Source organism: Agromyces sp. Leaf222, from assembly GCF_001421565.1.
Lineage (GTDB): Bacteria > Actinomycetota > Actinomycetes > Actinomycetales > Microbacteriaceae > Agromyces.
In genome coordinates this window covers 274,878-291,517 of sequence record NZ_LMKQ01000002.1, presented here as the reverse complement: position 1 = coordinate 291,517, position 16,640 = coordinate 274,878, and the positions used below count along the sequence as shown (strand labels likewise).

The window sequence follows — 16,640 nt, the reverse complement described above, 5'->3', positions numbered from 1 at the left end:
ACATCCGCAAGCCGAGCACCGAGCGCCGCCCGAAACGCAACGCGGCGGCCCCCGAGATCCGGGAGCCGCCGCGCGCCTGATTCGAGTCGTCAGGCCTTATGCCACGAGACCTGCAGCGCAGTCCGTGTTGTCGAGGTACACGAGCCACACGGCCTTGCCGTCGACGACGAAGCCGTCGCCGGGCAGCACGGTCGGCAGCACGTGGTCACCGGTCGGCGTGAACACGACGCGGTAGCGCGTGGTGCCCTCGTGGTCGGGGGCGTCGGCGACCTTGCTCGCGATCTTCCACGTGCCGCCGGTCGAGTCGCCGAAGGTCACGCCGTCGTTCACGGAGCCGCACCGGTCGTTCGCGGTCGGGACCGAGACGGTCGCGACCGGAACCGGCTTGTCGCACGGTGCCGCAGCGACCACGTCGAAGCCCTTCGAGACCTTGAACGTGACGCCGTCCTTGGCGAAGAGGGTCCAGCCGGCAGGAACCGTGGTGAACGCGTCGGCGCTCTCGTTCTTGACGGTCGCGATGACGTCGTAGTGGCCGGGCGTCAGGTTCGACAGTGCCGTGATGGCCGCGCCGTCGGACTTGCGCTTGACGAGCACCTTCACGCCGTCGGGGTTCGTGATGCCGAGGCTCGCGGGCGTGATGGTGCCGAGGCCGTAGCCGACGGGCGCGGTGCAGACCTCGTCGGTGAACACGACGGTCGGAACCGTCTGGCCGCAGCGATCGTTGTTCTGCGTCGCGGTCCACTGCTTGCGGGCGCCCGTGGTGAACGCGTAGCCGTCCTGCGGGGTGGCGACGACGCCGACCTTGCCGTTCAGCGTCGAGTGGTCGGTCACCGCGTAGGTGTAACCGACGACCGCGGGCAGCACCCAGTGGCCGTTGTTCGCGGGGCCGCAGGTGTCGACCCAGGTCGGGGCGATCGGCGTGACGCAGGCGGTCGAGACCTCTTCGAGGTGCACCGAAGCGCCATTCCACGAGGTGACGTCGACCGACCAGGCGTTGCGAACCGACTTGTCGGCGAAGGTGATCGCCTTCGTGTAGGTCTCGCCGAAGGCGGCGTTCACCTCGGCGATGCCGTTCACCGTGACGGTGACGGTGTTCGGGGTCTCGTCGGCGGCGACGTACGCGGGGTTCGCGACTCGCACGGTCGGCGTGCCCACCGCGGGCACGGCGGCGACACCGGCGACCTCGACGTGCTTCGAGGTCTTGCCGGTGGCGGTCCAGATCTTCCAGTCGTAGAGCACCGCCGCGCCGCCGTTCTTGTGCGCGGTGCGGTACGTCCACTTGACCGGGAACAGGCCCGCGAGCGTCTTGTACTCGTAGTCCGTGTGGCTGACCTCGGCGACGGCGGCGACGGCCGGCACGTAGGCGGGGTTCGCGACCTCGACCTGCGGCTCGCCGACGGCGGGCCTGACGTCGTAGCCCGCGAGGTTCACGGTCAGCACCTCGCAGGTGGCGGATGCCGCGGGCGAGGCCACGGGCGAGGCCACGTCGGCGGTGGCCGGCGCGGCGGCGGCCAGCACGGCCAGGCCTCCGGCCAGCATCGCCGTGGTGGCGACGCTCGCGATGAGCTTCTTCAAGTGCGTTCCCTTCGATCGCCCCATTGGCCGGGGGCGGAGCGGTGCCGCGAGGGCATGGCGAGCACCTCCGGGTCGCCTCGTGCGCATGTGTGGGGACAGCGCGTCGGGCACGGGGTGCAGAACCGACGTCGGGTCCCGCTCGCGGCGCCGTTGCCACGAACGAATGTCGGTATGCATTCGAAGCTATACGCCTCCGGCAGCCCAGGAAGGCGCTTCCATGGCCCCAGTAGGGGGGATTCTCGGCGCGGCGGAGCCGCGATCGTGCCGACCGGACGGTGACGCGCTCAGCGGGTTAGCCGCGACATCCGCGAACCCGCTCTGCCGGTTTCGGATGCCGCGCTGCATTCACCGTGTCGGTGGCGCCGAGTAGGTTCGCCGCATGACCGATTCACGGCGGTCCGAAAAGGAGCCGTCCGACGTGCAGCCGTTCGAGCTGCACGTCGCCGACGAGGTCCTCGACGACCTGCGCGCACGCCTCGAGCGCAGCCGCCTGCTCGCCGATTCCCCGCGCAAGCCGGCGTCCGGCCTCAGCGCGGCCTACCTGCGCGACCTCGTCGACAGTTGGATCGCATGGGACTGGCGTGCCCGCGAGGCGTGGCTGAACGCGCATCCGCAGTTCATCGCCCGCATCGGCGACACCGCGCTGCATTTCGCGCACCTGCGATCCGACCGCCCCGGCGCGCCCGCGGTGCTCGTGATGCACGGCTGGCCGCACACCTTCGCGCTGCAGCTCGACTTCGCCGACCTGCTGCCCGACTTCGATGTCGTCGTCGCGAGCCTGCCCGGCTTCGCCTTCTCGTCGCCCTACGCCGACGGGCCCATGAGCGAGACGCGCATCGCCGCGACGATGCATGCGCTGATGACCGAGGTGCTCGGCTACGAGCGGTACTTCACCTACGGCGAAGACGTCACCGCGAACGTCAGCGACCTCATCGCCGCCAGCTACCCCGAGCACGTCGCCGGCATCATGGCGACGCACGCGCACTTCCCGAACAGCGCCGAACGTGCCGCGCTCACCGACTCCGACGAGGTCGCGTTCTTCGCCGGCATCGCGGCGTTCCACGAGGAGCACGGCGCCTACGGCCATGTGCAGTCGACCCGGCCCGACACGCTCGCGGTCGCACTCAACGACTCGCCCGCGGGCCTCCTCGCCTGGCTCGCCGAGAAGCTCGTCGAGTGGAGCGACACGCCCCCCGGCGATCCCTCGGCGGTCGAGCGGCGCATCTCGCGCGAGCGCATCCTGACCGAGGCGATGATCTACTGGATCACGCAGTCGATCGGCACGTCGTTCCGCCCGTACCACGAGGGCGCCGACCAGCCCGACCCGATCCCGCCGGCTGCGGTCCCCGCCGTCGTGTACATCCAGCGGCACGAGTCGGCGTACCCCGAATCCCTCGTGCGCCGGCACTACGTCGACCTGCGCGACTTCGGCCGGCTCGACGAGGGCGGCCACTTCACGGCCGCCGAGGTGCCCGCCGCCCTGGCGCAGCGCCTGCGCGCCTTCGCGACGTCGCTCGGCGCCCTCGGCTGAGGCGCGGCGACCTCACCGGGAACGCAAGAGCGGCGACCCCCGTCATCCGGGAGCCGCCGCTGGGTCTGGTCGGTTACGCGGCGATGCTCGCGCGCTCGGCCTTCGCGAGGTTGGCGACGAGCTCGTCGCGGTTCTGCGCGACGACGTAGGCGGGCTGGTCGCGCTCGACGCGCCAGCTCTCGTCGAGCGGGCCGATGTTCACGGTGTCGAAGCCGAACTGGTCGTACAGGTCGATGACGATCTGCGCGGCGTCGTCGTGGTCGCTCGACGTGGCGAGCGCCCGACGGCCGGGGGTTCCGGCGGGCGAGCCCGCGACGGTGATGTCGGCGGCCGTGATGTGGTTGAAGCCCTTGGCGACGCGGCTCGTGGGCAGGTGCTTCTGCAGCAGCCCGCTGACCGTGTCGCGGCCCTCGTCGAGCACGGGCACGTGGCCGTCGCGCTCCCAGTAGTAGTTGTTCGTGTCGATCACGATCTTGCCGGCGAGCGGCTCGACCGGCACGGCGCCGTACGCCTTGAACGGCACGGTCACGACGGCGAAGTCAGCCGCCTCGGCCGCCTCCTGGGGGGTCGCTGCGCGAGCGTTGGGGCCGAGCTCGTCGACGAGTTCTGCAAGGGTCTCGGGGCCGCGCGAGTTGGAGATGACCACCTCGTAGCCGTTCGCCACCGCCGCGCGTGCGACCTGGCTGCCGATGTGTCCTGCTCCGATGATTCCGATCGTTGTCATGTCGGGAACAACGGATGCCGCGCCACGGGCATTCCCAATCACGTTGCATTACGCAACATTTCTAGAAATCGCGCAGGTTGCCCTGGATGCCGCCGCCGCCGTACTCGTTGCGCAGCACGCCGCGCCGACGCAGGATCGGCACGAGCTCGTCGAGGTAGCGGTGCACCGTGACCGGGTGCAGGTCGCCCGAGAAGATGAAGCCGTCGTTGTCGGCCTCCTCGCCGAACTCCTCGATGAAGTCGGCGACCTGCTCGGCGGTGCCGACGAATCCGGCGTGGTCGCTGATTCGCCCCTTGCGGGCCTTGGCCACGAGGAGTTCGCGCAGTGTGGCCGACTCGAAGCTGTCGAAGCGGCCGAGCAGTCCCTTGATCGTGCCCTGCGACACGTGGTCCCCGAAGATCGACGTGTCGAGCGGCCGGTCGAGCGGCTGGAACGACAGGTCGGTCTCGAGGTCGCTCGACTGGCCCTCGAGGATCGCGGCGATGACGTCGTCGCTCGGGTCGAGCGACGCCTGCACGACGCGATCGACCTCCTCCTGGCTCGAGACGATCTCGGGCTTGAACACGAAGAGGGTCTTGACCGCGTTCGCGGCACGACCGTGCGCGAGCGCCGCATCGATGATCTTCTGGCGATAGGCGCGCACGACGTCGAGGTCGAGCGGTGCGTAGGCGAGCTGCACGTCGGAGTGGGTGCCCGCGAACGCGAGCCCCTTCGGCGATCCGCCCGGCGAGACGATCGCCGGGTCGCCGTCGGTGAACGGGATCGCGTTCAGCGGCCCGGCGACGTCGAAGTACTCGCCCTGGAACCGGTACGGCGGGATCTTCGAGCCGTCGGCGAAGCGGCCGGTCTCGACATCCTCGATGAGCGCGTCGTCGTCCCAGCTGTGCCAGAGGCCGCGCACCGCCGCGAGCCACTCGCTCGCACGGTCGTAGGCCTGGTCGTGGGTGACCGGCGGCACCGCGAAATGACGGGTGCTCGGGACATCCGTCACCACGTTGATGCCCACGCGATGCCCGCTCAGGTGGTGCAGCGACGCGAAGTGGCGCGCCGCGAGGTAGGGCGGGTAGCCGCCGGCGTTCACCGTCGGCGCGATGCCGAGATGCGAGGTGGCGGCGAGCAGGAACGGCGTCAACGCGACCGGGTCGTGCTTCGGCCCGCCGTAGGCCTGGCGCACGCGCAGGTCGATGGTCTCGGGCGTGCCGATCGAGAGGGCGTCCTCGATGATGACGAGGTCGAGGCCCGCCTGCTCGAGCTCGCGCACCGACTGCTGGTAGAGGTGCGGCTCGGTCCAGCGGTAGTTCCACCGGTAGTACGGGTGGCCCCACCCCTGCGGGCCGAAGCCGCGGGAGAAGAACCAGCCGAAGTGCTGGAGGCGGGTCACAGGGTGCTCCCTTCGAGCAGTGCGTTCGTCGCGGCATCCGTCACGTCATCAGTCGGAAGAGCGGATGCCGCCTGCAGGCGCTGCTGGACCGTCGCACGCACGGCCGCGAAGCCGCGCTCGAGGTCGCGCACGAGGTCTTCGGGCTCCTCCAGCCCGACGGAGAGACGCAGCAGCCCGCCCGAGATGCGCCCGCGGGCGCGGGTGTCGGCGTCGAGGTGCGCGTGCGTGGTCGTGGCCGGGTGCAGGATCAGCGAGCGGGTGTCGCCGATGTGGCTCATGCGGCTGAACAGCTCGACCGCGTCGTAGAACGCCTCGGCGGAGGCCTCCCCGCCGTCGAGTACGAACGAGAGCACGGCGCCCTGCCCGCGAGGCAGGTAGCGCTCGGCGAGGTCGTGCGAGGGGTTCGACGGCAGGCCGGCGTAGTTGACCGACAGCACCTCGGGCTGATCTTCGAGCCAGGTCGCGAGGGCGGCGGCCGTCGACGACTGACGGCCGACGCGCAGCGAGAGCGTCTCGATGCCCTGCTGGATCAGGAACGCGTTGAACGGCGAGAGCACGGGGCCGAAGAGCGCGGCCGTGACGCCGCGGATGTACGCCGTGTAGGCACCGGCACCGTGGGCTTCGAGGTAGCTCGCGCCCTGCAGCCCGGTGTCGGGCTCGGTCAGGTGCGGGAACGCCCCCGGCGTCGCCGACCAGTTGAACGTGCCGGCGTCGACGACCACGCCGCCGAGCGCGGCGCCATGGCCCGAGAGGAACTTGCTCGCCGAGTGCACGACGAGGTCGGCGCCGTGCTCGATGGGGCGCACGAGGTAGGGCGTCGCGAGCGTGTTGTCGACGATGAACGGCACGCCGGCCGCCTGCGCGACCTCGGAGACGCCCGACAGGTCGATGACGTCGTTCGTGGGGTTCGCGATCGACTCGGCGTAGAGGGCGCGGGTGTTCGGGCGGATGCGGCGGCGCCACTCGTCGAGGTCGCGGGCGTCGTCGACGAACTCGACCTCGATGCCGAACCGGCCGAAGCCCTGCGTGAAGAGGCTGCGCGTGCCCGAGTAGACGCTCTGCGCCGAGAGCACGTGGTCGCCGGCCTTCGCGACGGCGAGCACGGCGACGGCGAGCGCCGCCTGTCCGCTCGCGACGACGACCGCGTCGCGCCCGCGCTCGAGCTCGGCGAGTCGGCGCTCGAGGGCCGAGTTCGTCGGGTTGCCCGCTCGCGTGTAGACGTAGCCCTGGTCGTCGCCCGCGAACCGGTCGCGAGCCTGCGCGAAGTCGTCGAAGCGGAAGCCGGCGCTCAGGTAGATCGGCGTGATGCGCGCCCCGAAGGCGGCGTCGTCGTGCTCGCCGGCGTGCACCTGCTGGGTGGCGAAGCCCGGCTCGTCGAGCGCTGATCGGAATGGCATGCCCCATCTTCAGCCGCGTCCTCGCCAGCGTCGAATGGGAGGCGACGCGCGGTGTCACCGGCGGTCATGCGCCGTCACGATTCCCGGCGCGGAGCGCACGACGCCACCCGCACGGTTCGACGGGCTTCGGCCTCAGGATCGGCCACGGCGTGTACCGCCTCACCCACCGCCGGCGGTCGTCGAGCTGGCGCGCGAGCGGATGCCGCGGCATCCGCCGTTCGCATCCGTCTGTCGAGACCCTTGCCGTCGACGCTCCCGAGCGCGAGAGTGGGCGTGGGCGCACAGGGCGGTGCGCGCAGAACGGAGCTGACCATGAAGGATCCCGAGAACACCCCGCGTTCCTCCTCCGAGGCGGATTCCGAGGGCGTGCCCGGCGACTACACCGAGACCGACTTCGGTGAGGGCGGCGAGCAGTCGGAGCCGACCGCGACCGAGGGCGAGGGCGAGTACACCGAGACGGACTTCGGCGACGGAGCCGAACCGCCGGCGGGCGGCAAGGGCGACTACACCGAGACGGACTTCGGTGGCGGAGCCGAACCTCCGGCGGGCGGCAAGGGCGAGTACACCGAGACGGACTTCGGCGGCGGCTCGCATCGGGAGGCGCCGAAGTCGAAGTAGCCCGCGCACCGGCGAGGCTTCACGGCGCGTGTTCGGTGCTCCTGAGATCGGTGCGATGAGCGGATGCCGAGGCATCCGCTCATCGCCTGCTGCCGCCGCGGCGCTGTCAAGCCCTCGCCAACCGCTGGCAGACCCCGCAGAGTGGACCCACGCGCTGCTCGGCGCGGCGAGGGATGGAGCGACCATGAAGGATTCCGAGAACACCACGCCGCATGCCACGGGTGAAGACACCGAGGCCGAGGTCGGCGACGGCGGCCAGCCGTCAGACGTCGAGGTGCCCGCGCAGGTGCAGTCCGTCGACGAGGGCCTGCCGAACGACGAGCTGCCAGACGACGAGACCATCGTGCGCGACACGCAGAGCGAGTAGGCGCCGCACGTCAGAACAGCCGGGACTGCGCGACGACGGGCGCGCCCTCGAGCTCGAGCAGCAACCGCTTGCGCTCGAGGCCGCCCGCGTATCCGGTGAGCGACCCGTCGGCGCCGACCACGCGGTGGCACGGCACGACGATGCTGAGCGGATTGCGTCCGACGGCATTGCCGACACGGCGAGCGAGGTTGCGGTCGCCGAGGCGCACGGCGAGCTCGCCGTAGGTGACGGTCTCGCCGAACGGGATCTCGCGCAGCATGGCCCACACGGCGTGCTGGAACGCATCGCCGGCCGGGGCGAGCGGCAGGTCGAAGCTCGTGCGCTCGCCCGCCAGGTACTCGCCGAGTTCGACGCCGAAGCGGCTCACGACCGGGTCGGATGCCGCGTCGACCTCGACTCCGAGGCGGTCGGCGGGCAGCGGATGCCAGTGCCCCTCGAACGTGATGCCCGCGAGCGCGTCGCCGCTGCCGTCGTCGCTGCCGTCGTCGCCGCCGCCGTCGTCGCCGTGCTCGACGACGACGAGCAGGTCGCCGAGCGCCGTCGGGAGGGTCGCGTGCCGCCGGGTCATGAGTCCATGATCACCCCTGCGGCCGCGTGCCGGGGCGCTTCGGGCGGCGGGAATCGGACGTCATCCTCGGCGGGCGCGGCACTCCGGCGTTGCAGCGCTGCGGCACTCCGGCGCTCCGGCGCCGAACCTCGAGCCGAACCGCCCGACGCGCTACCGCTCGCCGAGCAGGAGCCCGCGCTGAGCGGTCTCGCGACGCATCGCGTCGACGAACTCGGCGTAGGCGTTCTTGCTCTTCGCGTAGCCGATGGCGCCGCCCTTGACCGCGCCGAGCGCGCCGTCTTGATCGAAGCGCAGCCAGGTGTTGCCGTGCTGGTCGACGCCGATGTCGAAGGTGAACGAGATGTGGAAGTTCTTGCCCGCCATCGCCCCCAGCAGCAGCGTCTTCGTCAGGTTGCCGCGCTCGAGCTTGATGCTGCGCTCCGACGGCTGCGTCGCCTCGTAGCCGAGGCCCTGCGCGATCGAGATGACGACCGGCACGGTCTGCTGTTCGGTTCCGGAGAGGATGAGTTCGGGCACGGATGGAGCTCCTTCTGGTGTGTGGCCAGACGACGATACCGCGGGGCCGCCGTCATCACCGACACCGGCTCCGAGGCGACCGAGGCGAACGCTCAGCGCCCGAGCCATCCCCCGTCGACGGGCAGCACGACGCCGTGCACGTACGCGGCATCGCTCGACGCGAGGAACGCCGCCGCGCCCGCGATGTCGTCGGGCGTCGCCCAACGACCGGCCGGGATCCGCTCCGAGATCTGGCGGAACCGCACCGGATCGGCCTGCAGGGCCTCGTTCATGTCGGTCGCCACGTAGCCGGGGGCGACCGCATTGACGTTCACCCCGTGCGCGGCCCACTCGTTCGCGAGCGCCTTCGTGAGCTGCGCGATGCCGCCCTTGCTCGCGGCGTAGCCGGGCACCGTGAGCCCGCCCTGGAAGCTCAGCAGCGAGGCCACGAACACGACCTTGCCGCTGCCGCGCTCGACCATGCCGCGTCCGAGCTCGCGCGCGATGATGAACGGCGAGCGCAGGTTCACGCCGAGCACGGCGTCCCAGTCGTCGGTCGGATGCTCCGCGGCCGGCGCCCGGCGGTTGATGCCGGCGGCCTGCACCAGCACGTCGGGCGTTCCGTGGCCGGCGGTGATGCGCGTCGCGAGGTCGAGTGCGGCATCCGGATCGGCGAGGTCGGCGGCGAGCCCGTCGAAGCTGCGGCCGAGTGCGCGCACCTCGGCTGCGACATCCGCGAGCCCTTCAATCGACGAGCCGACGCCCACGACGTCGGCACCGTCGCGGGCGAACCGTAGGGCGATCGCGCGCCCGATGCCGCGACTCGCACCCGTGACGACGGCGAGCCGTGCGACACCGGATGCCTCGCTCACGACGCCCTCCGCGGCGCCCCCATCGAGGCCGAGATCTCGGCGGCCGTGTCGACGATGCGGGCACCGAGCTCGCTCGCCGACTCGGGCAGCACGCGGGTCGCGGGCCCGGCGATGCTAACGGCGGCGATCGCCCGACCCTCGTAGTCGAACACGGGGGCCGCGAAGCCGCGGATGCCCTCGCGGTTCTCCTGGTTGTCGATCGCAAAGCCGCGCTCGCGGGTGGCGACGAGGTCGCTCGCGAGCGCGGCCTCGGTGACGATCGTGTGCTCGGTGCGCGGCTCGAGGTGCCGCGAGATGTGCGCGAGCCGGGTGTCGTCGGGCGTCCACGCGAGGATCGCCTTGCCGATCGCGGTCGCGTACGCCGGCACCGAGGCGCCGACGCGGCTGAACACGCGCACGGGGTGGGGGCTGTCGACGAGCTCGATGTAGACGACATCCGTTCCGCTCAGCACGCCGAGGTGCGCGGTCTCCTGCGTCTGCTCGACGAGCGAGCGCATCGACGGCAGCGCCGCCGCGCGCAGGTCGAGGCGGTCGAGGTACTCGGAGCCGAGCTGCACGTTGGCGACGCCGAGCGTGTAGACGCCGAGCTCCTCGTCGTAGCGCAGGAACTGCCGCGCCTCGAGCGTGCGCAGGATGCGCAGCGTCGTCGGCTTGGAGTACCCGAGGATCGAGCTGCACGCCGCGAGCGTGAGCCCGGGCGGCGGGCTCTCGGCGATCTGCAGCAGCACCTGGAGTGCACGATCCACGCTCTGCGTGCCGGCCGTGGCTCCGGCGTCGCGCCGGCTCTCCGACGTGTCGACCATCGGGCGTCCCTTTCGATGAGTGGTGAAGTCGGGCGGATGTCGCAGGTGGGTGGTGCCCCTACGCTAGCGGCAGCCCGGTGGGCCGTGGCAGCCCGTGGCGGGCCGCCTCGGTCAGGCGAGGGCCGTCACGGGGATCTGGTCCATGTCGGTGAACGCCTGGTTCTCTCCGGCCATGACCCAGACGAACGCGTAGTTCGTCGTGCCCGATCCGAAGTGCACCGACCAGCTCGGCGAGATGACGGCGTCGCGGTCCTGGAGCACGAGGGTGCGCGTGTCGTCGGGCTCGCCCATGACGTGCTGAATTCGGTGCCCCTCGGGCAGGCCGAAGTAGAGGTAGACCTCGGTGCGGCGGTCGTGGGTGTGCGGCGGCATGCTGTTCCACACGCTGCCGGGCTCGAGCGAGGTGATGCCGAGCACGAGCTGGTCGCTGCGCACGCCGTCGGCGTGGATGTGCTTGTGCACGGTGCGGCGGTTGGCCGTTGCGGCGTCGCCGGTCTGCGTGGTCAGGGAGTCCTGCAGGCGCACGAGCTTCGTCGGATAGCCGCTGAACGAGAGCGCGGAGGCGAGGTAGAACGCGGCCTCGTCGCCGCCGGCGCCGGCGGCGAACGTGACGCTCAGCGAGCCCTGGCCGATGTAGAGCACGTCGCGGTGCTCGAGCGTGTACTCGACGCCGTCGACCGTGACGGTTCCGGTGGTGCCGATCTGCACGACGGCGAGCTCGCGGCGGTCGCAGAAGCGCTCGCTGCGGAGTTCGGCTGGAGCCGTGAGCTCGATCGGCGAACCCGCGAGCGGCACGATGCCGCCGATGACCATGCGGTCCTCATGCGTGTAGACGAGCACCTGCTCGCCGGGCACGAAGAGCTGGTCGGCGACGAATCGCTCGCGAAGGGCCGCCTTGGGCAGCGCGCCGACGTCGGCGGGGTGTGAGGCGTGTCGGATCTGCATGCGTGGTGCTCCTGGTTCCGTGGGTGATGCTGATGCTCAGTGGATGACGTTGGTCGGCGTGCCGGCGGCGAAGGCGACGATGTTCTCGGCGGCGAGGCGGAACACGTCGTCGGCCTCGTTCGTGTGGAACCCGATGTGCGGGGTCAGCACGGCGTTGCTCGCGACCGACGGGAGGCCGGCGGTGTTCGGCGGCTCCTCGGTGAAGACGTCGATGCCAGCGCCGAAGATGCGGCCGGCGGCGAGCAGCTCGTCGAGTGCGTCAGTGTCGACGACCTCTGCTCGCGCGGTGTTCACGAAGATCGCGTCGGCGCGCAGCTGCTCGAGCAGCTCGCGGCTCACGAGCTTGTCGGTCTCGGGCGAGTGCGTGAGGTGCACCGAGACGACGCGCGAGGTCGCGACGAGCTCCTCGAGGCTCACCTGCTCGGCGCCGAGGGCGGCACTGCGGTCGGCGTCGACGGTGCGAGCCCAGTAGACGGGCTCCATGCCGAGGCCCTTCGCGAGCCGGATGACGCGGGCGCCGATCGCGCCGGCGCCGATCACGCCGATGCGCTCGCCGGCGAGCTTCGCGCCCTGGTGCTTCGCCCAGCCGCCCGAGCGAACGATGCCGTCGCCCTCGACGATGCGGCGTGCGACCGCGAACATCAGCGCGATCGCGTGCTCGGCGACGCTCTGGCTGGCGAAGTCGGGCACGTTCGTCACGGCGACGCCGGCCCGCTCGGCCTCGGCCATGTCGACGAAACGGCGGGCACCGGTGCCGACGAAGCTCACGAGCTTCAGGCTCGGCGTCTGTTCGAGGAGGCCCGCCGGCAGCGGCCCCTGGTCGCCGATGACGTAGAGCGCGTCGAACCCCTGCGCGGCCGCGATGGCCTCCTCGGGGCGATCGAAGCGTCCGCCGTCGATCCACGCGAACTCGTGGCCCTGCGCCTGCAGGGGCGCCACGACGTCGCGATCGACGATCTCGCGGTACTGGGCTTCGGTGTCGATGCAGACGATGCGCATCAGGGCGGCTCCTTCGTGTCCGGCGGTGGTTCAGGCGGTGCTGGTCGTGCTGGTCGTGCGGGCGGTGCTGGCGGTGCGGTGGTGCTGGTGGTGCGGTCGCGCAGGGCGACGGGGTTCAGCCGAGCGGATGTCGCGGCCGACGAACGGCCGTCAGCGGCATCCGCTCGGCTCGAATCACTCGCCCAGCCAGCGGTTGAACTGGTCGAGCACCTCGTCGATGTTCTCGGAGTAGTAGCCGACGTCCTGCTTGATGGAGTCGGTCACGTTGTCGCCGATCGGCAGGAACTGCTGCACGTCGTCGGGGAACGACGACGGCTCGAGGCCGATGACCGAGGCCGGGATCGGCGTCGGCACCTTGCTCGCGAACGCGATCTGCCCGTCGGTGTTCTCGATGACGTGGGCGAGCAGCTCCTGCGCGGCGGCGGCGTTCGGCGCCTTGGCCGGGATCGACCAGACCGAGTTCGAGTAGCCGGCCTGGTTCCACGTGATGGAGGCCGGGAAGCCGTTCTCGGAGGCCGCGACGAACGCGCGGTTCGCCCAGAGGATGCCGATGTCGCACGAGCCGTTCTCGAAGGACTCGATCGACTGGGCGCCGCTGGTCCACCAGGTGATGTCGCTCTTGATCTCGTCGAGCTTCGCGAGCGCGCGGTCGACGTCGAGCGGGTAGAGCTCGTCGGGTGCGACCCCGTCGGCGAGCAGGGCTGCCTCGAGGGTCCAGCCGTACTGCGGGTTGTTGAAGAAGCAGCGCTTGCCGGGGAACGTATCGAGGTCCCACAGGTCGGCCATCTCCGACGGCTTCTCGTCGGGGTAGGCCTCGTCGTCCCACGTGAGCACCATGCCGAACGTGCCGACCTCGATGCCGTACTCGCTGTAGGTGCCCTCGACGAGCTTGTCGACGGGCACGATCGAGGTGTCGATCTTCGCGAGGTATCCGTCGTCTGCGGCCTTCTCGGCGTCGTTCACGGTGGGCAGGAACGCGAGACTCCAGGGCACCTGACCGGCCTCGGAGGCGGCGAAGAACTTCGTCGCGGCCTCGTTGTAGTCGTCGGTCACGGTGACGCCCGTGTCTTCGGTGAAGTCGGCGAAGAGGGTGGAGTTCAGCTCCTCCCAGACCTGGCCGCCGCTGGTGTCGTAGAAGAGGATGTCGCCGCTGATGGCGCCGTCCTCGGCCGGGGCGGCGCTGTCGCCGGAGGAACACGAGGTGAGGGCGATCGCCGAGGCGATCGTCGCGGCTCCTGCGAGCAGGAGGCGGTGACGACGGATGGTTCTCATTGCTGCTCCTAGATTTCTCGTGACGCTGGGGGTGGTGCTCTGGCTGTGCGGTGCGGTGCGGTGGTGAAGGCTGGTGCGGTCGGTGCGGGTTCTCAGGCGGTCGCGGCGGGTTCTGCCGCGACGAGGGCGATCTCGCCTGGCCGCACGAGCAGCGCGACGCGGTCGCCGATGGCGGGCGCGGGCGCCGCGGGGTCGAGGTCGACCGAGCAGGCGATGCCGTCGGCGTCGAGGTGGATGCTGCGGCGCTGGCCGAGGAAGCGCACCTCGGTGATCGCGGCGTCGGCGATGCGCTGGAGGCCGGCGGGAACCGCCGAACCGCTGCCTGCGGCGCCGAGGATCAGCTGCTCGGGTCGCACCGAGCACACGACGTCGTCGCCGATGATCGCCGGGTTGGCCCGCGCCACGAGGTCGTTGCCGCCCACCCGCACGGCGGCGCGCGCCCCGTCGAGGCCCGTGATCTGACCGGGGAACAGGTTGGTCTTGCCGAGGAACTTCGCGACGAAGAGGTCCTTCGGCTCGCGGTAGAGCTGCTCGGGGGTGCCGAGCTGGCAGATGCGGCCGTCGCGCATGACGCCCATGCGGTCGGAGAGGATGAACGCCTCCTCCTGGTCGTGCGTGACGTAGACGGCGGTCGTGTTCGACTCCTGCTGGATGCGGCGCACCTCGGCGCCGAGCTCCTCGCGGAGTCCGCGGTCGAGGGCGCCGAGCGGCTCGTCGAGCAGCAGCACGCGCGGGTTCTGCGCGAGGGCGCGGCCGAGGGCGACGCGCTGCTGTTGGCCGCCGCTGAGCTGAGCGGGGTAGCGGTCGGCGAAGCCGCCGAGCGCCACGAGGTCGACCATCTCGGCGACACGTGCCGCACGCTTCGCGCCAGGGATCTTGCGCACCTTGAGGCCGTACTCGATGTTCTCGGCGACCGTGAGGTGCGGGAACAGGGCGTAGTTCTGAAAGACGAACCCGATGTCGCGCTTCTGGGTCGGCGTGCGCGTGACATCCGTGCCGTCGATGTGCAGGGTGCCGCGCGCGGGGTCGAGCAGGCCCGCGATGATGCGCAGCAGGGTCGTCTTGCCCGAGCCGCTGGGGCCGAGCAGCGTGAAGAACTCGCCCGCGTGCACGTGCAGGTCGGTGTCGGCGAGGGCCGGCACGCCGTTGTAGTCGAGGCCGATGTCCGAGACGACGACCTCGCCACGGCGGTCGCCGGCGGTCGGGGTTTCGGCGCCGCGCGTGCGGCGTGCGGTCGAGAGGGTCATGGCTTCTCCTGTCGGGCCGAGGTTCGGCGGCTGGTCGCACGGTTCGTCATGCTGCGCACGACGACGATGAGCACGACGACGAGCACGAGCAGCGAGGCCACGGCGGGCACCGTCGGCACGATGCCGCTCTCGAGGTACTTGTAGATCGTGACGGGCAGGGTCTTGGTCGGACCGGTCTGGATGAAGAGGGCGAGCACGACCTCGTCCCACGAAGTGACGAACGCGATCGCGAACGCGCCGATGACGCTCGGCATGATGCCGCGCACGACGATGGTCCAGAAGGCTCGCGCCCGTGAAGCCCCGAGGGTCCAGGCAGCGGCCTCGATGCCGCGGTCGGCCGAGCTCATGGCCGCGACGATGAGCGCATAGCTGAGCGGTGCGGCGATGATCGTGTGGGCGAAGATCAGCCCGATGACGGTGCCGGTGAGGCCGAGCTTGAGCTCGACGTCGAAGATGCCGATCGCGAGCAGGATCGCCGGGGTCACGATGGGCGCGAACGCGAGCCCGCCGATGACGGCCTTCCAGGTGGTCGAGGTCATGCGGCTCGTGACCCTGGCGAGGATGAGTGCCATGCCGACCGAGAGCACCGCGGTGCCGGTCGCCACGATGATGCTCTGCCAGATCGGGCCGAGCCACGCCTGGCTGGTGAACACCTCGCCGAACCAGCGCAGCGTGAAGCCGCGCGGCGGGAAGACGACGGTGCCGGTCTCGCCGACGGCCAGCGGGAAGACGAAGAGCACGGGAATCACGAGGAACGCGATCGTGATGACGCTCACGACGGCCGAGACCGCCATCCACGGCGACCAGCGGAACGGCAGCGACGTGCTGACGCCCTTCGCCTGCGCCGGGCCGATGCCGCCGGGCTGGAAGCTGCCGGCCACCTTCACGACGCCGACGTAGCAGATGATCGTGGCGATGAGCAGGAGGATGCCCATCGCGCTCGCGATGCCCCACTGGTACACGTCGATCTGCTGCTGGATGTAGACCGAGATGGTCTGCTCCTGCGGGCCGCCGAGAATCGCCGGCACGAGGAAGAAGCTGAGCCCGAGGATGAACACGAGCAGCGCGCCGCTCACGAGCGACCCGCGCACCATCGGCAGGTAGACGGTGAAGAAGGTGCGCACCGACGAGGCGCCGAGCGTGCGGGCGGCGAGCACGAGGTTGTCGTCGACCGAGGTCATTCCCGCGTAGAGCACGAGCACCATGTAGGGCAGCAGGTACATGACCGTGCCGACGAGCGTGCCGGCCTGGGTATAGAGGAGGGAGGTCTCGCCGAGCCCGAGCGCGAGGCTCAGCTGGTTGACGATGCCGTTGGGGCTGAGGATCGACGTGACCGCGAAGAGGCGCACGACGATCGAGACCCAGAACGGCACGAGGATCAGCAGCAGCAGCAGGCCGGCGGTGCGCTTCGGGAGCCGCGAGATGAAGTACGCGGTCGGGAACCCGAGCAGCACGGTGAGCAGCGTCGAGTTGATCGCGAGCAGCACGGTGCGCCATTCGATGCGCAGCAGGAAGTCGTCGACGAAGATCTTCTGGTAATTCGAGAAGTCGATCACGGGCGCTGCGGCATCGAACTTGCCGTCGGGGCTCAGCGAGCGCAGCAGCACGCTGACGACCGGCCAGACGAAGAAGACCACGTAGATCGCGACGACGGGGGCGAGCAGCGCGACGCGCGCGGCGATGGTGCCGATGCGTCGCCGGATGACGGGGGCGGCGTTGATCGCCAGGGGGGTCGTGGGGGTCGGGGCGTCCGTCGTCACGGTCATGTCAGCTCCTCTCGTTCGGTTCGTTCGGTTCGCTCTGGTGCGAGGTCATGATTTTGAAACACCGTACCGAAATCGGATTT

At 70.6% G+C, this 16,640-nt stretch carries 16 protein-coding genes; 3 read left to right on the top strand and 13 right to left on the bottom strand.

What is annotated here, in order from left to right; genetic code table 11:
* Positions 1-96: 96 nt before the first annotated feature.
* Positions 97-1,575, bottom strand: a complete 1,479-nt coding sequence (locus ASE68_RS16205) for a hypothetical protein (RefSeq protein WP_055862085.1) — start codon at positions 1,573-1,575, stop codon at positions 97-99.
* A gap of 379 nt (positions 1,576-1,954) precedes the next feature.
* Between ASE68_RS16205 and ASE68_RS16200 the strand changes: the two genes are divergently transcribed.
* A complete protein-coding gene (locus tag ASE68_RS16200) occupies positions 1,955-3,106 on the top strand; it encodes an epoxide hydrolase family protein (RefSeq protein ID WP_055862082.1) in 1,152 nt (383 codons plus the stop codon).
* Between the two features lie 73 nt (positions 3,107-3,179).
* Here ASE68_RS16200 and ASE68_RS16195 read toward each other — a convergent pair whose 3' ends face one another.
* The 3 genes from ASE68_RS16195 to ASE68_RS16185 all read right to left on the bottom strand — a co-directional run bounded on the left by ASE68_RS16195 (position 3,180) and on the right by ASE68_RS16185 (position 6,608).
* Positions 3,180-3,830: an NADPH-dependent F420 reductase gene (locus ASE68_RS16195; protein WP_055862079.1), complete on the bottom strand. Its 651-nt coding sequence runs from the start codon at positions 3,828-3,830 to the stop codon at positions 3,180-3,182.
* 61 nt (positions 3,831-3,891) lie between these two features.
* On the bottom strand, positions 3,892-5,211 hold the full coding sequence (locus tag ASE68_RS16190; RefSeq protein WP_055862076.1) for an LLM class flavin-dependent oxidoreductase: 1,320 nt from the start codon (positions 5,209-5,211) through the stop codon (positions 3,892-3,894).
* Positions 5,208-6,608, bottom strand: a complete 1,401-nt coding sequence (locus ASE68_RS16185; RefSeq protein ID WP_055862073.1) for an O-acetylhomoserine aminocarboxypropyltransferase/cysteine synthase family protein — start codon at positions 6,606-6,608, stop codon at positions 5,208-5,210. Before ASE68_RS16185 ends, ASE68_RS16190 begins: the two co-directional genes overlap by 4 nt.
* Before the next feature lie 312 nt (positions 6,609-6,920).
* Here ASE68_RS16185 and ASE68_RS16180 point away from each other — a divergent pair, with 312 nt between their 5' ends.
* The gene (locus ASE68_RS16180) at positions 6,921-7,226 is read left to right on the top strand and encodes a hypothetical protein (protein ID WP_055862070.1); all 306 of its coding nucleotides are present in this window, start codon (positions 6,921-6,923) and stop codon (positions 7,224-7,226) included.
* 184 nt (positions 7,227-7,410) lie between these two features.
* A complete protein-coding gene (locus ASE68_RS16175; protein WP_055862067.1) occupies positions 7,411-7,593 on the top strand; it encodes a hypothetical protein in 183 nt (60 codons plus the stop codon).
* 10 nt (positions 7,594-7,603) lie between these two features.
* Here the strand turns inward: ASE68_RS16175 and ASE68_RS16170 are convergent, their stop codons facing one another.
* The 9 genes from ASE68_RS16170 to ASE68_RS16130 form a co-directional block, all read right to left on the bottom strand.
* Entirely contained in the window at positions 7,604-8,161 is a 558-nt protein-coding gene (locus ASE68_RS16170; RefSeq protein ID WP_055862064.1) for a methylated-DNA--[protein]-cysteine S-methyltransferase, read from the bottom strand.
* Between the two features lie 150 nt (positions 8,162-8,311).
* Positions 8,312-8,677 (bottom strand): hypothetical protein, encoded by a 366-nt coding sequence (locus ASE68_RS16165; protein ID WP_055862060.1) that lies wholly within the window; start codon positions 8,675-8,677, stop codon positions 8,312-8,314.
* A 92-nt stretch (positions 8,678-8,769) separates the two neighbouring features.
* On the bottom strand, positions 8,770-9,528 hold the full coding sequence (locus ASE68_RS16160; RefSeq protein WP_055862057.1) for an SDR family oxidoreductase: 759 nt from the start codon (positions 9,526-9,528) through the stop codon (positions 8,770-8,772).
* Positions 9,525-10,331 carry an IclR family transcriptional regulator gene (locus ASE68_RS16155; protein ID WP_055862054.1) on the bottom strand — a complete coding sequence of 269 codons (807 nt, stop codon included), beginning with the start codon at positions 10,329-10,331 and terminating at the stop codon, positions 9,525-9,527. Before ASE68_RS16155 ends, ASE68_RS16160 begins: the two co-directional genes overlap by 4 nt.
* Before the next feature lie 111 nt (positions 10,332-10,442).
* A complete protein-coding gene (gene kduI, locus ASE68_RS16150; RefSeq protein WP_055862051.1) occupies positions 10,443-11,276 on the bottom strand; it encodes a 5-dehydro-4-deoxy-D-glucuronate isomerase in 834 nt (277 codons plus the stop codon).
* A gap of 36 nt (positions 11,277-11,312) precedes the next feature.
* Complete coding sequence (locus ASE68_RS16145) at positions 11,313-12,275, bottom strand: 2-hydroxyacid dehydrogenase (protein ID WP_055862049.1); 963 nt, start codon at positions 12,273-12,275, stop codon at positions 11,313-11,315.
* A 174-nt stretch (positions 12,276-12,449) separates the two neighbouring features.
* A complete protein-coding gene (locus ASE68_RS16140; protein ID WP_055862046.1) occupies positions 12,450-13,547 on the bottom strand; it encodes an extracellular solute-binding protein in 1,098 nt (365 codons plus the stop codon).
* A gap of 92 nt (positions 13,548-13,639) precedes the next feature.
* On the bottom strand, positions 13,640-14,794 hold the full coding sequence (locus tag ASE68_RS16135) for an ABC transporter ATP-binding protein (RefSeq protein WP_055862043.1): 1,155 nt from the start codon (positions 14,792-14,794) through the stop codon (positions 13,640-13,642).
* On the bottom strand, positions 14,791-16,560 hold the full coding sequence (locus ASE68_RS16130; protein WP_055862040.1) for an ABC transporter permease subunit: 1,770 nt from the start codon (positions 16,558-16,560) through the stop codon (positions 14,791-14,793). Before ASE68_RS16130 ends, ASE68_RS16135 begins: the two co-directional genes overlap by 4 nt.
* Between the last annotated feature and the right edge of the window lie 80 nt (positions 16,561-16,640).

Bases quoted from the DNA above. Each gene is read 5' to 3' on its own strand.
- ASE68_RS16200 (WP_055862082.1), top strand. From the start codon at position 1,955: ATGACCGATTCACGGCGGTCCGAAAAGGAGCCGTCCGACGTGCAGCCG.
- ASE68_RS16195 (WP_055862079.1), bottom strand. From the start codon at position 3,830: ATGACAACGATCGGAATCATCGGAGCAGGACACATCGGCAGCCAGGTC.
- ASE68_RS16185 (WP_055862073.1), bottom strand. From the start codon at position 6,608: ATGCCATTCCGATCAGCGCTCGACGAGCCGGGCTTCGCCACCCAGCAG.
- ASE68_RS16180 (WP_055862070.1), top strand. From the start codon at position 6,921: ATGAAGGATCCCGAGAACACCCCGCGTTCCTCCTCCGAGGCGGATTCC.
- ASE68_RS16175 (WP_055862067.1), top strand. From the start codon at position 7,411: ATGAAGGATTCCGAGAACACCACGCCGCATGCCACGGGTGAAGACACC.
- ASE68_RS16170 (WP_055862064.1), bottom strand. From the start codon at position 8,161: ATGACCCGGCGGCACGCGACCCTCCCGACGGCGCTCGGCGACCTGCTC.
- ASE68_RS16155 (WP_055862054.1), bottom strand. From the start codon at position 10,331: ATGGTCGACACGTCGGAGAGCCGGCGCGACGCCGGAGCCACGGCCGGC.
- kduI (WP_055862051.1), bottom strand. From the start codon at position 11,276: ATGCAGATCCGACACGCCTCACACCCCGCCGACGTCGGCGCGCTGCCC.
- ASE68_RS16145 (WP_055862049.1), bottom strand. From the start codon at position 12,275: ATGCGCATCGTCTGCATCGACACCGAAGCCCAGTACCGCGAGATCGTC.
- ASE68_RS16140 (WP_055862046.1), bottom strand. From the start codon at position 13,547: ATGAGAACCATCCGTCGTCACCGCCTCCTGCTCGCAGGAGCCGCGACG.
- ASE68_RS16135 (WP_055862043.1), bottom strand. From the start codon at position 14,794: ATGACCCTCTCGACCGCACGCCGCACGCGCGGCGCCGAAACCCCGACC.
- ASE68_RS16130 (WP_055862040.1), bottom strand. From the start codon at position 16,560: ATGACCGTGACGACGGACGCCCCGACCCCCACGACCCCCCTGGCGATC.